Annotated in this window: 12 protein-coding genes and 1 pseudogene; 5 read left to right on the top strand and 8 right to left on the bottom strand. The window is 71.5% G+C overall.

Annotation, left to right across the window (positions count from 1 at the left end; translation table 11 throughout):
- Window positions 1-112: 112 nt before the first annotated feature.
- From OG488_RS31955 to OG488_RS31935, 5 genes are all read right to left on the bottom strand, one after another.
- Window positions 113-1,165 (bottom strand): ABC transporter permease, encoded by a 1,053-nt coding sequence (locus OG488_RS31955; protein WP_329235355.1) that lies wholly within the window; start codon window positions 1,163-1,165, stop codon window positions 113-115.
- On the bottom strand, window positions 1,162-2,685 hold the full coding sequence (locus OG488_RS31950) for a sugar ABC transporter ATP-binding protein (RefSeq protein ID WP_329235353.1): 1,524 nt from the start codon (window positions 2,683-2,685) through the stop codon (window positions 1,162-1,164). Before OG488_RS31950 ends, OG488_RS31955 begins: the two co-directional genes overlap by 4 nt.
- 289 nt (window positions 2,686-2,974) lie before the next feature.
- Complete coding sequence (locus OG488_RS31945; RefSeq protein ID WP_329235350.1) at window positions 2,975-4,156, bottom strand: ROK family transcriptional regulator; 1,182 nt, start codon at window positions 4,154-4,156, stop codon at window positions 2,975-2,977.
- A 333-nt stretch (window positions 4,157-4,489) separates the two neighbouring features.
- Window positions 4,490-5,167 carry a GntR family transcriptional regulator gene (locus tag OG488_RS31940; RefSeq protein ID WP_329235347.1) on the bottom strand — a complete coding sequence of 226 codons (678 nt, stop codon included), beginning with the start codon at window positions 5,165-5,167 and terminating at the stop codon, window positions 4,490-4,492.
- 74 nt (window positions 5,168-5,241) lie between these two features.
- Window positions 5,242-6,192: a beta-ketoacyl-ACP synthase III gene (locus tag OG488_RS31935; RefSeq protein ID WP_329235344.1), complete on the bottom strand. Its 951-nt coding sequence runs from the start codon at window positions 6,190-6,192 to the stop codon at window positions 5,242-5,244.
- 305 nt (window positions 6,193-6,497) lie between these two features.
- Here OG488_RS31935 and OG488_RS31930 point away from each other — a divergent pair.
- Together OG488_RS31930 and fdhD are read left to right on the top strand one after the other, a co-directional pair.
- Window positions 6,498-6,599, top strand: a pseudogene (locus tag OG488_RS31930) (2Fe-2S iron-sulfur cluster-binding protein); the annotation flags it as partial.
- Between the two features lie 5 nt (window positions 6,600-6,604).
- Window positions 6,605-7,453, top strand: a complete 849-nt coding sequence (gene fdhD, locus OG488_RS31925; protein ID WP_329235341.1) for a formate dehydrogenase accessory sulfurtransferase FdhD — start codon at window positions 6,605-6,607, stop codon at window positions 7,451-7,453.
- 76 nt (window positions 7,454-7,529) lie between these two features.
- On the opposite strand, the gene OG488_RS31920 is transcribed toward fdhD, so the two are convergent.
- The gene (locus OG488_RS31920; protein WP_329235338.1) at window positions 7,530-8,030 is read right to left on the bottom strand and encodes an NUDIX hydrolase; all 501 of its coding nucleotides are present in this window, start codon (window positions 8,028-8,030) and stop codon (window positions 7,530-7,532) included.
- 189 nt (window positions 8,031-8,219) lie between these two features.
- A complete protein-coding gene (locus OG488_RS31915; protein ID WP_329235335.1) occupies window positions 8,220-9,254 on the bottom strand; it encodes a bile acid:sodium symporter family protein in 1,035 nt (344 codons plus the stop codon).
- A gap of 115 nt (window positions 9,255-9,369) precedes the next feature.
- Here OG488_RS31915 and OG488_RS31910 point away from each other — a divergent pair, with 115 nt between their 5' ends.
- From OG488_RS31910 to OG488_RS31900, 3 genes are all read left to right on the top strand, one after another.
- Window positions 9,370-10,263: a LysR substrate-binding domain-containing protein gene (locus OG488_RS31910; RefSeq protein WP_329235333.1), complete on the top strand. Its 894-nt coding sequence runs from the start codon at window positions 9,370-9,372 to the stop codon at window positions 10,261-10,263.
- A gap of 226 nt (window positions 10,264-10,489) precedes the next feature.
- The gene (locus OG488_RS31905; RefSeq protein ID WP_329239160.1) at window positions 10,490-12,289 is read left to right on the top strand and encodes an AMP-dependent synthetase/ligase; all 1,800 of its coding nucleotides are present in this window, start codon (window positions 10,490-10,492) and stop codon (window positions 12,287-12,289) included.
- A gap of 135 nt (window positions 12,290-12,424) precedes the next feature.
- Window positions 12,425-13,261 (top strand): aldo/keto reductase, encoded by an 837-nt coding sequence (locus OG488_RS31900; RefSeq protein WP_329235330.1) that lies wholly within the window; start codon window positions 12,425-12,427, stop codon window positions 13,259-13,261.
- A 132-nt stretch (window positions 13,262-13,393) separates the two neighbouring features.
- Here OG488_RS31900 and OG488_RS31895 read toward each other — a convergent pair whose 3' ends face one another.
- A complete protein-coding gene (locus OG488_RS31895) occupies window positions 13,394-14,137 on the bottom strand; it encodes a class I SAM-dependent methyltransferase (RefSeq protein ID WP_329235327.1) in 744 nt (247 codons plus the stop codon).
- Window positions 14,138-14,229 lie beyond the last annotated feature (92 nt).

Genomic DNA, 14,229 nt, shown 5'->3' with positions numbered 1-14,229 from the left:
GGTGCGTACGGAACTACGGGTGGGAGAGATCAGTGCTCTGGCGCGGGAGAGCCGCACTCCTTCGGAAGAGTTGCTCCGTGACGGAAGAAGTGCTCTGTCACGGAAGAGGTGCTCAGGTCTCGCCGCCCCGCAGGGTGCGGCGCTGGACGAGGACGGCGGCGACGATGATGGCGCCCTTGGCGATCTGCTGGACGTCGCTCTGAAGGTTGTTCAGCGCGAAGATGTTGGTGATCGTGGTGAAGATCAGGACCCCGAGCACGGAGCCGACGATGGTGCCCCGGCCTCCGCTCAGGAGCGTGCCGCCGATGATCGCGGCGGCGATGGCGTCGAGCTCGTAGAGGTTGCCGTTGGTGTTCTGGCCCGATCCGGACAGGATGACGAGCATGAAGGCGGCGATGCCGCAGCAGAGGCCGGAGAGCAGGTAGAGGTAGAGGCGCTGGCGGCGTACGTCGATGCCCGCGAGCCTGGCCGCTTCCGCGTTGCCGCCGACGGCGACCGTACGGCGACCGAAGGTCGTCCGGTTCAGGATGAGCCAGCCGGCCACGGTCACCGCGGCGAAGACGAGGACCAGCGGGGGGATACCCAGGACGTAGCTGTCGGGCAGGCCGAGGTCCAGGACGGACCGGACGGTGACGATCTGGGTCTTGCCGTCGGTGATCTGCAGGGCCAGTCCGCGGGCCGAGGCGAGCATGGCCAGCGTCGCGATGAACGGGACCAGGCCGCCGTAGGCGATCAGGAGCCCGTTGACGAGACCGGCGGCGAGGCCGACGACCACCGCGGTGAACAGGATGCCCGCGAAGCCGTACTCCTGGGTGGCGAGGGTGGTCGCCCAGACCGAGGCCAGGGCGACCATCGCGCCGACCGACAGATCGATGCCGCCGCTGATGATGACGAACGTGACGCCGACGGTGACGACGCCGATCACGGAGGACTGCGTCAGGATCAGCTGGAGGTTCCCGGTGTCCAGGAACGCCTCCGGTTCGGTGAGGCCGCCGACGGCGATCAGGACGGCGAGGACACCGAGCAGCGACAGGTTGCGGACATCGGCGCGCAGGCCGAGTGCGCGCAGGCCACCGCCCTGCTTCGAGGGCGGTGCGGCCGCGGGACCGGGCACGGCCCCCTTCTGCGGCCCGTGGTGCTGCGCCGACGGTGCGGGCTGTGTCATGACGTCGGGCTCCCTTCCATGACGAGGTCGAGGACACGGTGCTCGTCGAGCTCCCGGGCGTCGGCCGTGTGCACGACTCGGCCCTCCCGGAGCACCAGCACCCGGTCGGCGAGGCCCAGCACTTCGGGCACTTCGCTGGATACGAGCAGTACGGCGAGGCCTTCGTCGGCCAGCCGGCGGATCACGGCGTAGAGCTCGGCGCGGGCGCCGACGTCCACACCGCGGGTCGGTTCGTCGAGCAGCAGGACCCGGCAGCCGCGCAGCAGCCAGCGGGCCAGGACGGCCTTCTGCTGGTTGCCGCCGGAGAGGGTGCGGACAGCGGCGTCGGGGTTGTCGGGGCGCAGGGAGAGTTCCCGGGTGGCGGTCCTGGCGGCCTCACGCTCGGCGCCCCGGTCGAGCCAGCCGGCGCGGGCGAAGCGGGACAGCGAGGAGACCGAGACGTTGCGCGTCACCGACTCCGTCAGCAGCAGTGCCTGCGCCTTGCGCTCCTCGGGGGCCAGGCCGATTCCGGCCGTCACCGCCGCCCGGACGCTGCCGGGCCGCAGCGGTGCGCCGTCGACGAGGACGCGGCCGGCGGTCGGCTTCCTGGCGCCGTAGACGGTCTCCAGGATCTCGGAGCGTCCGGAGCCCACGAGGCCGGCGAGGCCGACGATCTCCCCGGGCCTCACCTCGAGGTCGACGGGCTCGAACTCGCCCTCGCGGCACAGCCCTTCGATGGTCAGTACGGGGTCGGCGGCATCGCGGGCGCCGGGCGCGGGACGCTCGGGGAAGACGTACTCGACGTTGCGGCCGGTCATCATGGCAACGATGTCGCGCGTGGGGGTGGACTTGGCGGGGAGGCCGACAGCGACCGCCCTGCCGTCCTTGAGCACGGTCACCCGGTCACCGATGCGGCGGATCTCCTCCAGCCGGTGCGAGATGTAGACGACGGCCACCCCGTCGGCGGTGAGCCCGTCGACGATGCGGAAGAGGTTGTCGACCTCGTCGGGGTCCAGCGCCGCCGACGGCTCGTCCATCACGATGAGCCGTACGTCGTGGGAGAGGGCCCGCGCCATGGAGACGATCTGCTGGTGGGCCGCGGACAGGTCGCCGACCAGGCGGGCCGGGTCGATCTCCGGGTGCCCGAGGCGCTTCAGGAGTGCGGCGGCCCGGGTGCGGGCCTCGCGGGTCCGGACGACGAACCCCGCACTGGTGAGTTCGTGTCCGAGGAAGACGTTCTCCGCGACCGACAGTCCTTCGACCAGGTCGAGTTCCTGGTAGATGGTGGCGATGCCCAGGCGCATCGCGGTGATCGGCGAGGACAGCTGGACGGTCTCCCCGCCCCAGGTGATGGCTCCGCCGTCGGGCTGGTGGGCCCCGGCGAGCACCTTGATGAGCGTGGACTTGCCGGCGCCGTTCTGGCCGAGGAGGCAGTGCACTTCACCGGCCAGCACCTCCAGGTCCACGCCGTCGAGGGCGCGCACACCGGGGAAGGACTTGGTGATGCCGGACATGGTGAGCAGGGGTGGTTCTGGTGCCATGACGAATCCCCTCGGCGAACGGGGTCTCCCCTGCTCGGGCGGAGCCGAGCTGCTCGGGGAAGGCCGGTGAGCGGGCAGGGCGCAGTGCCGGCGGTGCCGTACTGCTGACGGGACTGCTGGGTCTGGTGCGGTGCTCGTGCGGTGCTGTGCGGTGCTCGTACGGTGCGGTGCTGTGCTCGTGCGGTGCTCGTGCGGTGCGGTGCTCGCGCGGTCCTGCGGGCGGAGCTCGGGACAGGCTGCTTACGGAGGTGGCTGCGGAGCTATGCCGAACGGCGCACCGGCCCGGACATCAGGCCGGCGAGAACAGGTGGTCGCTGATGAGCCTGGCCGCGCCGGTCACTCCGGCGACGGGCCCCAGCTCACCGAGGACGATGGGCAGGTTGCCCGTGGCCAGGGGCAGGGACTGCCGGTAGACCTGGGTACGGACGCTGGCCAGCAGGTTGTGGCCGAGCCCGGTCACCCCGCCGCCGATCACGACGAGGCCCGGGTTGAAGAAGCTGACGAGGCCGGCGATGACCTGGCCGACCCGGTTTCCGCCTTCGCGGATCAGGTCCAGCGCGGTCGGATCTCCGGCCGCTGCGGCGGCGGCCACATCGACGGCCGAGAGCTTCCCGGCCGCATCCAGCCGGGCCGCCAGCTCCGCGGACCGTCCGGCGCGGGCCGCGTCCTCGGCGTCGCGGGCCAGTGCCGCGCCGCTGAAGTGGGCCTCCAGGCAGCCCCGGTTGCCACAGGCGCAGGCGCGCCCGTCGGGTTCCACCTGGATGTGCCCGATGTCTCCGGCGCTGCCCGTCGTACCGCGGTAGACCTCACCACCCACCACGATGCCGCAGCCGATACCCGTACCGATCTTGACGCAGAGGAAGTCGCCCACGGAGCGGGCGACGCCCGCGTGCTGCTCCCCCAGCGCCATCAGGTTCACGTCGTTGTCGACCATGACGGGGCAGCCCAGTTCCTGACTGAGTGCCTCGCGGACCGGGAAGCCGTCCCACCCGGGCATGATCGGCGGTGCGACCGGGATGCCTTCGGGGAATCGGACGGGCCCCGGTACGCCGATGCCCGCACCGTCGAAGCCCTCGGCGAGGCCGGAGGCCCTGAGCTTGGCCGCCATCGCCAGCACCTGCTCGAAGACGGCGACGGGGCCGTCCCGTACGTCCATCGGATGGTTGAGGTGTCCCAGGACCTCCAACTCGGCGTTGGTGACGGCCACATCGACCGAGGTGGCACCGATGTCGACGCCGAGGAAGCGGAGTCCGGGGGCGAGCCGGATGTTGTGGGAGCGCCGTCCACCGCGGGAGGCGGCGAGTCCGTCGGCCACGACGAGTCCGGTCTCCAGGAGCCGGTCGACCTCGACGGCGAGCTTGGAGCGCGAGAGGTCGATCTGGTCGCCCAGCTGTGCGCGGGAGTTGGGTCCCCCGTCACGCAACAGCCGCAGCAGCCGCGCCTGGTGCGTGTTCGCGGGTCGTGCCGTCATGCGTCTCACGCGTCCCTCCCCCGCCACTTCGGTCAGTCCGTCGGGCTTTCGAGGGGAACGTAGCAGCGGTTTACCTGAGTGGGAAGAAGTTGAGCAGGAATCCGATCCAACTTTCTCCACACTCAGGACAAAGATGCGTCCCGCGGACGTCCACCTCCGCTCATCGGCCGTCCCCCGCACCGCACCTTCGCGGAGTGGGGGCCGGCCCGTCCCTCCCGGTACGGCAGGGCGCCGAGAGGGTCAGAGGCCCGCACGCCATGGCGGGAGGGGCACGGCGGAAGCCGGGGCTCGACGCCCCGGCCTTCCGCCGCCCACCCCCGACCGCCCTGACGGTCAGCCCTGGTCGCGCCGGTGGTACGTCTGGCGCGTGTGCTCGGTGTGGGCACGCATGATCTCGGTCGCGCGCTGTTCGTCCCGGGAGGCGATCGCCGCGATCAGCTCCCGGTGCTCGATCCAGGACCGGGTGCCGCGCCGGCGGGCCACCGGTGTGTAGTACCAGCGGACGCGGCGGTCCACCTGGGCGGCGAGCTCGGCCAGGACGACGTTGCCGGCCAGCTCCATGACCTTGGCGTGGAACGCGGCGTTCGTGGCGACGGCGACGTCCACCTGGTCGGCGGCGACGGCCCGCTCGCCCTGGGAGCACAGCTCCTCCAGGGCCTCGATGCCCGGCTGCCCCGAGTGCGCGGCGGCCAGCCGGGCGGCCTCGGCCTCCAGCAGGGTACGGACCGAGAGCAGCTGGTCCGCCTCCTCCTCGGTGGGTTCGTGGACGAAGGCGCCCTGCGCGGGGCGCAGATCGACCCAGCCCTCGGTGTTCAGCCGCTGGAGCGCCTCGCGGACCGGCTGCCGCGACACCCCGAGATGCCCGGCCAGTTCGCTCTCGACCAGATGCTGGCCGGGACTGAGGGCACGCGTGGTGATCAGCTCGAGGAGAGCCTCGTAGACGCGCTCCCGCAACGGCCCCGGCCGCTCCAGCTTCGGCACCGTTCCCTGCGGCAGTCCTGTGGACGACATCGCGCTCCCCCTCCGGGCGCCGGGCAATTGCTTATCGTCTACAGTCTACCGAGCGCAATGCCACGACGGGGGAATCAGGGGCAGCGGATCACCTGACCCGCGTAGGAGAGGTTCCCGCCGAAGCCGAAGAGCAGGGCCGGCGCGCCGCTCGCCACCTCGCCCCGCTCCACCAGCTTGGACAGGGCCATCGGGATCGACGCAGCCGAGGTGTTGCCGGAATCCACCACGTCCCGCGCGATGACGGCGTTGACCGCGCCGATCTTCCGGGCGACGGGTTCGATGATCCTCAGATTGGCCTGGTGCAGCACCACGGCGCCGAGGTCCTCCGGCGTGAGACCGGCCCGCGCACAGACCTCACGGGCGATCGGAGGCAGCTGCGTGGTGGCCCAGCGGTAGACGGACTGGCCCTCCTGCGCGAAGCGCGGGGGCGTGCCCTCGATGCGCACGGCGTTGCCCATGGACGGCACCGAACCCCACAGGACGGGGCCGATCCCGGGCCTGTCACCCCCGTCCGGATCGGCGGTGACCACGGCGGCGCCCGCGCCGTCACCCATCAGCACGCAGGTGGAACGGTCCGTCCAGTCGACGATGTCACCCATCTTGTCGGCGCCGATGACGAGGGCGCGCGCGGCGGCCCCGGCCCGGATCGCATGGTCGGCGGTGGCCAGGGCGTGGGTGAACCCGGAGCAGACGACGTTGATGTCCATCACGGCCGGCGAGCCCATGCCCAGGCGCGCGGCGACCCGGGCGGACATGCTCGGCGAGCGGTCGATGGCCGTGGAGGTGGCGACGAGAACCATGTCGATGTCCGAGGGCTGCAGTCCGGCCGAGGCCAGGGCCTTGGCCGCCGCGTGCGCGGCCAGCTCGTCCACCGGTTCGTCCGGGCCGCCCACGTGCCGGGTCCTGATGCCGACCCGGCTGGTGATCCACTCGTCACTGGTGTCGACCATCGCCGCCAGATCGTCGTTGGTGAGGACCTTCGCGGGCTGGTAGTGGCCGAGCGCCACGACACGTGAGCCGGTCATGTACGGGTTCCCCTCGCTACGTTTGGCAGGAACTATCCAGTCTTGGTTGCTACCGATCGGTACAGAGGCATGTAACCCCACAGGAATCCGGCCCCGAGGTTGGAGCGTCTCGAACAGCCTCCGGGGAACTTTCCTGGACACCCTGTTGCCGCACAGCGAATGCCGGACCGGACAGGCACCCGCCGTCACGAGGGCCAGCCGCGACAAAGGCATACTGTAGACAGTATTCCGCCCTGGTCACCCTCGCTCCGCGCGAACCGCTCCGGTGCGGGTGGCGACGTGACCCCTCCACCATGCGGAACGACGAGATCCTCGCGGTCACCTCGCCGTACGACAACCCGGTGACCCGTGGCAACCTCTGTATCAAGGGCCGTTTCGGCTTCCATCACGTACAGAATCGGGATTGACGGTTATGGGACGGGTCACCGAGCGTCGCCGCACGATCCGCATCCGGGACGGGGCGGTCACGACCCGTCCCGACACCCTCGTCGCCGAGGAGCCCCTGGAGATCCGGCTGAACGGCAAGCCGCTCGCCATCACGATGCGGACCCCGGGCGACGACTTCGCGCTCGCGGCCGGCTTCCTGGTGAGCGAGGGCGTGATCGGAGAGGGCTCCGAGGTCCAGTCGATCGTGTACTGCGCCGGGGCGACGGCCGACGGGGTGAACACGTACAACGTGGTGGACGTGAAGCTCGCGCCCGGCGTCGTGGTCCCGGACATCACCCTGGAACGCAACGTCTACACCACCTCGTCCTGCGGGCTGTGCGGCAAGGCCAGCCTCGACGCCGTCCGCACCACGACCCGCCACCCCATCGGCGACACTCCCCCGGTCCGGGTGACGCCCGCCCTGCTCTCCGCCCTCCCCGACCGGCTGCGCGAGGCGCAGCGGGTGTTCGACCGGACCGGGGGGCTGCACGCCGCGGCACTGTTCTCGCCGGAGGGCGAGCTGCTCGACATCCGGGAGGACGTCGGCCGCCACAACGCGGTGGACAAGCTGGTGGGGCGCGCCCTCACGGACGACCGCCTGCCGCTTTCGCAGTCGATCCTGCTGGTGTCGGGGCGGGCCTCCTTCGAGCTGGCGCAGAAGGCGGTGATGGCGGGGATCCCGATGCTCGCGGCGGTCTCGGCACCGTCGTCGCTGGCCGTGGACCTCGCCGCCGAGAGCGGACTGACCCTCGTCGGCTTCCTGCGGGGTCAGTCCATGAACGTGTACGCGGGTGACCACCGCATCGTCCTCGGGGCGACGGTGGGCCAGGACTGAGACAGGCCCACCCGCCGCACGGGGCAGAGGTCAGGCCGACGGGGAACGCCCCTGCGCCGGCCGGACCTCTCGTGGGTCACCAGCGGGCAACCAGCGTCTCTTCTCCACCCCGGTTGCGGTACAGCCAGGTGGTCCCGGGAGCGGCGTCCCCGTTCAGATAGCCGACGACGGGCTCCCGCTGCGTCGCGCTGTCCAGCTCACCCAGCAGCTTGAGGGCATCCGGCAGGGGAAAGAAGGCGGCCTGTTCGATGTCGTCGTCCTGTGGCGCGACATCCCCCGACCACTCGTCGATCTCGAAGGCGGCGGCCACGGCCGAAGGGTAGCGCTCCGAGTCGATGTGCATGAGGAAGGCGGTCCGCACCGGATCCCCCACGAGCAGCCCGGTCTCCTCCCGCAGCTCGCGTCGGAGAGCTTCGTGCATGAGCTCACCGTCCTCGACCCCGCCGCCGGGCAGCGACCAGAGGAGCTCACCGGCGGCACCGAGACTCTCCCGCACGAGCAGGATCTCGTCGCCTCGTCGGATGATGCCGATGACCAGCTGCACCCGGGGTTTCAGGGCCTTCTCCTCTGCCGTCATGCTGTGGACCATACGACGTGTTCGCGGCTCGGCGAGCAGCTGAGAGCGACCGCGCACCGCTCGATGCCGGGTACGGCACCGGGGGCTCGGCCCCCAAGGTGCGTCGGCCGACTCCGGGTTCGCGTCGACCACGCCGTCCGCGTCCACTCAGCCGCTGCCACTCACCGGAGCCACGCCCCCACCGGAGCGTCAGTTCAGCGCCTCCGCCGGAGCAGGCAGAACCGGGGCCTCCTCCGGCAGCGGATCGCGGGAGCGGCGCTTGGCGATCACCGCGCAGACCATCAGCTGCATCTGGTGGAAGAGCATCAGGGGCAGCACCGCGAGGCTCGCGTGCGCGCCGAACAGGACGCTGGCCATCGGGAGCCCGGCCGCCAGGCTCTTCTTCGACCCGGCGAACTGGATGGCGATCCGGTCCTCCCTTCCGAAGCCCAGCCGCTTCGCGCCGTACCAGCTCAGCGTGAGCATGAGGGCGAGCAGCACCGCCTCGGCGGCGAGCAGCCCGCCGAGCCGGAGCGGGGTGACCTGGTGCCAGATCCCGGCCACCATGCCCTCGCTGAAGGCCGTGTAGACCACGAGCAGGATCGAGCCGCGGTCGACGTAGCCCAGCACCTTGCGGTGGCGGCCGATGAAGCCCCCGACCCAGCGACGCAGCAGCTGTCCGGCGAGGAAGGGCACGAGCAGCTGGAGGACGATCTTCACCAGCGCATCCGTCGAGAACCCTCCCGCGCTGCCGCCGAGCAGGACGGCGGCGAGCAGCGGGGTGAGCACGATCCCGGCGATGCTGGAGAAGGAGCCCGCACAGATCGCGGCCGGCACGTTGCCGCGGGCCATCGACGTGAAGGCGATCGACGACTGGATGGTCGAGGGGACCAGGCACAGGAAGAGGAAGCCGTCCTGGAGCTGCGGGCTCAGCACGTGGGGCACCAGACCGTGGCCGGCGAGCCCGAGCAGCGGGAACACCAGGAAGGTGCAGGCCAGGACGGTGAGGTGGAGCCGCCAGTGCTTCAGCCCGTCCAGCGCCTCCGCGGTCGAGAGGCGCGCTCCGTACAGGAAGAAGAGCAGGGCCACCGCCCCGGTCGACGCACCGCCCGCCACGTCGGCGCCGGTCCCCGACACGGGGAGGAGAGCCGCGAGGACCACCGTGCCGATCAGCGCCAGGATGTACGGGTCGACCGGCAGCCAGGACGGAAGCGCGGGGATACGACGGCTGGTGCGGCGGCTCATGTGCTCCGTGCTCTCTCGGTGGAATCGTGCGCTCCCCATCGTGCTCCTGGGCGCCGCGATCGGGAAACCGGTACACCGCACTGACTGTCATCACGATGCGCGATAACCTCGGACGGTGTACGACCCCGTGCAGCTCCGCACCTTCCTGGCCGTCGCCCAGACCCTGAGCTTCACCCAGGCGGCGCGCCGGCTCGGCGTGCGCCAGTCGACGGTCAGCCAGCACGTCCGCCGCCTGGAGTCCGAGGCCGGCCGGCAGCTGTTCACCCGGGACACGCACCGGGTCGACCTCACCCAGGACGGCGAGGCCATGCTGGGGTTCGCCCGGACGATCCTGCAGGCCAACGAGCGGGCGGCGGCGTTCTTCACCGGCACCCGGCTGCGCGGCCGGCTGCGGTTCGGCGCCTCGGAGGACTTCGTCCTGACCCGGCTCCCGGAGATCCTGGAGTCCTTCCGGCGCGAGCACCCCGAGGTCGAGCTGGAGCTGACGGTGGAGCTGTCCGGCGCGCTGCACCGGCAGCTCGCGGCGGGCCGGCTCGATCTGGTGCTGGCCAAGCGGCGCATCGGTGACACCCATGGCGAGCTGGTCTGGCAGGACACCCTCGCCTGGATCGGCGCCCCGCAGCTGCGGATCGACCCCGACCGTCCGCTGCCGCTGATCGCCTTCCCGCCCCCCGGCATCACCCGGGCACGCGCCCTGGAGGTGCTCGAGGAGCACGGCAGGGCCTGGCGCTTCGCGTGCACGAGCGCGAGCCTCAGCGCTCTGGTCGCGGCGGCGCGTGCCGGCCTGGGGGTGATGGCGCACACCCGGGGACTCATCCCGCCGGGCCTTGTGCCGGTGCCCGCCCGGGCAGGTCTGCCGGAGCTGGGAGATGTGGATTTCGTGCTGCTGCACGGCCGCCGCAGGGACACGGCCCAGGAGGCCGCGGACGCCCTCGCGGCGGCGATCCTGGCGGGCGGGGACCGACTCCACCGCGGCCCGGTCGTGCCCGCGCACCCGGATCAGGCGTAAGCGCCGCGTACAGATTCGGTGGAGATTCCCGCCCCAGCTACTTACCCGGCGGTCAGAAGTGCGCCCGAGCCTTGCCCATCTGGCCCGTTTTCTGCGGTCGGACTGGCCAGATGCCACGTTTTCCGGAGACTTCGGACCCTCCCGCGGGCTCGCGCGGTGAGGTAGCGTCGCGGCGCCGTGCGGAGCCACAAGGAGCAGGTCATTGCGTGAGTTCACCGTCCCACCCATGGCCGCCGCCCCACAAGTCGGCGGCCTCGCCGACACCGTCTTCGATTTCGCGGACGAGGATCCCCACCGGACGGCCCTCGGCCGCAAGGACGCCGAGGGGCGCTGGCACGACGTGTCGGCCGCCGCGTTCCGCGACGAGGTGCTGGCGCTCGCGAAGGGGCTGATCGCCCAGGGCGTCCGCTTCGGCGACCGGGTCGCGCTGATGTCCCGTACGCGCTACGAGTGGACGCTGTTCGACTTCGCCCTCTGGACGGTGGGCGCCCAGTCCGTGCCGATCTACCCGACCTCGTCGGCCGAGCAGGTCCTCTGGATGCTGCACGACGCCGAGGTCGCGGCCGTCATGGTCGAGCACGAGGACCACGCCATGACGATCGGCTCCGTGATCGACCGGCTGCCGAATCTGCACCGGCTCTGGCAGCTGGACGCCGACGCGGTGGCCGAGCTCACCGAGGCGGGGACGCTGATCGACGACGAGGTCGTCCACCGGCACCGCCGCGCGGTGACCCCCGACTCGGTGGCGACCGTGATCTACACCTCCGGCACGACGGGACGCCCCAAGGGCTGCGTCATCACCCACGCCAACTTCATGTTCGAGGCCGACACCATGGTCGCCCGCTGGCACCCTGTGTTCCTCTCCAAGCCGGGCGAGGAGGCGGCGACCCTGCTCTTCCTGCCGCTCGCGCACGTCTTCGGACGCATGGTGGAGATCGCGGCGCTGCGCGGCCGGGTGAAGCTGGGACACCAGCCGGAACTGTCCGCGAAGGCGCTCATGCCGGACCTGGTGGCCTTCCGGCCCACCTTCATCCTGGCGGTGCCGTACATCTTCGAGAAGGTCTTCAACGGCGCCCGGCGCAAGGCCGAGTCCGAGGGCCGGGCCGGAGCCTTCGACAAGGCCGTCGAGATCGCGGTGAAGTACGCCGAGGCCATGGAGGAACGCGCCTTCGGCACCGGCCCCGGACCGTCCGCGGGGCTGCGCGTGCAGCACCAGTTCTTCGACAAGGTCGTCTACCGCAAGGTCCGCGAGGCGATGGGCGGCCGGGTGCGGCACGCGATGTCGGGCGGCTCCGGCATGGACCGGCGGCTCGGACTGTTCTTCGCGGGCGCGGGAGTCACGGTCTTCGAGGGCTACGGGCTCACCGAGACGACCGCCGCCGCGACGGCCAACCCGCCGGAGCGGACCCGCTACGGCACGGTCGGCCAGCCGATCCCGGGGTCCTCGGTGCACATCGCCCGGGACGGCGAGATCTGGGTGCACGGCTCCAACGTGTTCTCCGGCTACCTGGGCGACCCCAAGGCCACCGACTCCGTACTGCACGACGGCTGGCTGGCCACCGGGGACATCGGCTCACTCGACGAGGACGGCTACCTGACCATCACCGGCCGCAAGAAGGAGATCCTCGTGACCTCCGGGGGCAAGAGCGTGGCCCCGAGCGGCCTGGAGGAGCGGGTGCGCGCGCATCCGCTGGTCGCGCAGTGCATCGTCGTCGGGAACGACCGGCCCTACATCGCGGCGCTCGTCACCGTGGACCACGAGTCGGTCGAGCACTGGCTCGCCATGCAGGGCCGTACGCCGATGCGCGCCGCGGACCTGGTGCGCGACTCCGAGCTGGAGATGGAGGTGCGCCGGGCGGTGGTGGCCGCGAACACGGCGGTGTCCCAGGCGGAGTCCATCCGCACGTTCCGCATCCTGGCGCACCAGTTCACCGAGGAGCACGGCCTCCTGACCCCGTCGCTCAAGCTGAAGCGGAAGGCGATCGAGACGGCGTACTCGGCCGAGGTCGACGCGCTCTACCGGTGAACGCGGCCCGGTCTCCCTGACGCCTCATCAGTCACACTGGCGTTCGGTTCACCGGATCGTGGAAGGCGGGAATGCTCGGGCGGCCCCGATCGTTGTCCTGGCGAGAACCGACTACAACGTAAGGATCGACTGCTCGTGAGCCAGGTCCCCACCATCACCCTCAACAACGGCCTCGAGATGCCGCAGCTCGGCTTCGGCGTCTGGCAGGTGCCGGACGACGAGGCCACGGCGGCCGTGACCACGGCCCTGGAGGCCGGGTACCGGAGCATCGACACCGCCGCGATCTACGGGAACGAGGCGGGCACGGGGAAGGCCCTGGCCTCCTCCGGCGTGGCCCGTGAGGAGCTGTTCGTCACCACCAAGCTGTGGAACAGCGAGCAGGGCCACGACTCGACGCTGCGCGCCTTCGACGCGTCGCTGGACAAGCTGGGTCTGGACTACGTGGACCTCTACCTCATCCACTGGCCGGTGCCCGCCAAGGACGCCTACACCGACACGTACAAGGCCTTCGAGAAGATCCTCGCCGACGGCCGCGCGAAGGCCATCGGTGTCTCCAACTTCCACCCGGAGCACCTGGAGCGCCTGCTGGGCGAGACCTCCGTCGTCCCGGCGGTCAACCAGATCGAGCTGCACCCGCAGCTCCAGCAGGCCGAGTCCCGCGCCTTCCACGCCGAGCACGGCATCGTCACCGAGGCATGGTCGCCGCTGGGCTCGGGCAAGGGCCTCCTCGAGGTCCCCACGGTGGTCGCCGTCGCGCACAAGCACGGCCGGACCCCCGCCCAGGCGGTGCTCCGCTGGCACCTGCAGACCGGCCACGTGGTGATCCCCAAGTCCGTGACGCCGTCACGGATCGCGGAGAACATCGACGTCTTCGGCTTCGAGCTGGACGCCGACGACCTCGCCGCGTTCGCCGCACTCGACGAGGGCAAGCGCCTCGGCCCCGACCCGGCCGAGTTCAACGTCGGGGCCTGAGCCCCTTCCGCACGCAGGACGGCGCCCCACCGCGTACGCGGTGGGGCGCCGTCCTGCGTGCGTGAGGACGCCTTCACCGCGCCCGGAACGACGTGCTTGCCGGTCTTCGGGCGCCTGCGGCGACCACCTCGCTCACCCGCGTGTGCGAAAGGCCAGCAGCCGGTACACCGGGTCGGCGCGGGGGGTGTCGGGATCCGGCAGCGCGAGGAGCTGCTCCGCGAGCCGGGTGGCGGCCGTCCCGGGCAGGGTCAGCCGCGACGCGTAGTCCCCCCGCAGCACAGCCCCGGCCGTACGCCGGGGCGAGCGGCCCTGCCCGTGGCCCGCGAACCCTGCGTCGCCGGCCGGTTCCAGGCCGACGTGGCGGGCGTACCCGGTGACCAGGTCCGCGGCGTCGGCGGGCCGCGCGCTCAGATACGGGGCGAGCACCGCGTCGATGTCGCTGCCCACGTCGTGGCCCGCGTCCTTGTCGACGGTCGCGACGAACACCCCGCCGGGCCGCAGCACACGGGCCGCCTCCGCCACCACCTCCCGGACCACGCCGTCCCCGCGCAGCAGGTGCAGCAGCCAGACCGCGCTCACCGCGTCGACCGTGCCGGTGGCCAGGGGAAGTGTCCGCACATCCGCCAGGGCGACCGCGCCGACGCGCTGCCGGGCCAGCCGCGCCATGCCGTACGCGGCGTCCGCCCCGAACACCCGGAGCCCTGGACGTCCGAGGGCGATCCGCTCGGTGACCAGTCCGGTCCCGCAGCCGATGTCCAGCAGGGTGCGCGCGGACGGGGGCACCAGCCGGAGGACCGCATCGGCGGCGGCCTCGGCGCGGGGTGTCCCACCCCGGGTGGCGTCGTAACGGGCGGCTTCCGTGTCGTAGTCCAGCACGGGGCAATCCTATGAGGACGCCGGTGGGGTGACTCTGTGACTGCTCGTGGTGAGTGCGTCAAGCGTGTCCACGTATTGCCGAGGGGCTCCTC

It is taken from the genome of Streptomyces sp. NBC_01460 (genome assembly GCF_036227405.1).
Classification (GTDB): domain Bacteria; phylum Actinomycetota; class Actinomycetes; order Streptomycetales; family Streptomycetaceae; genus Streptomyces.
The sequence above is the reverse complement of the archived record's forward strand: the minus strand, read 5'-3'. Positions and strand labels throughout refer to the sequence as shown.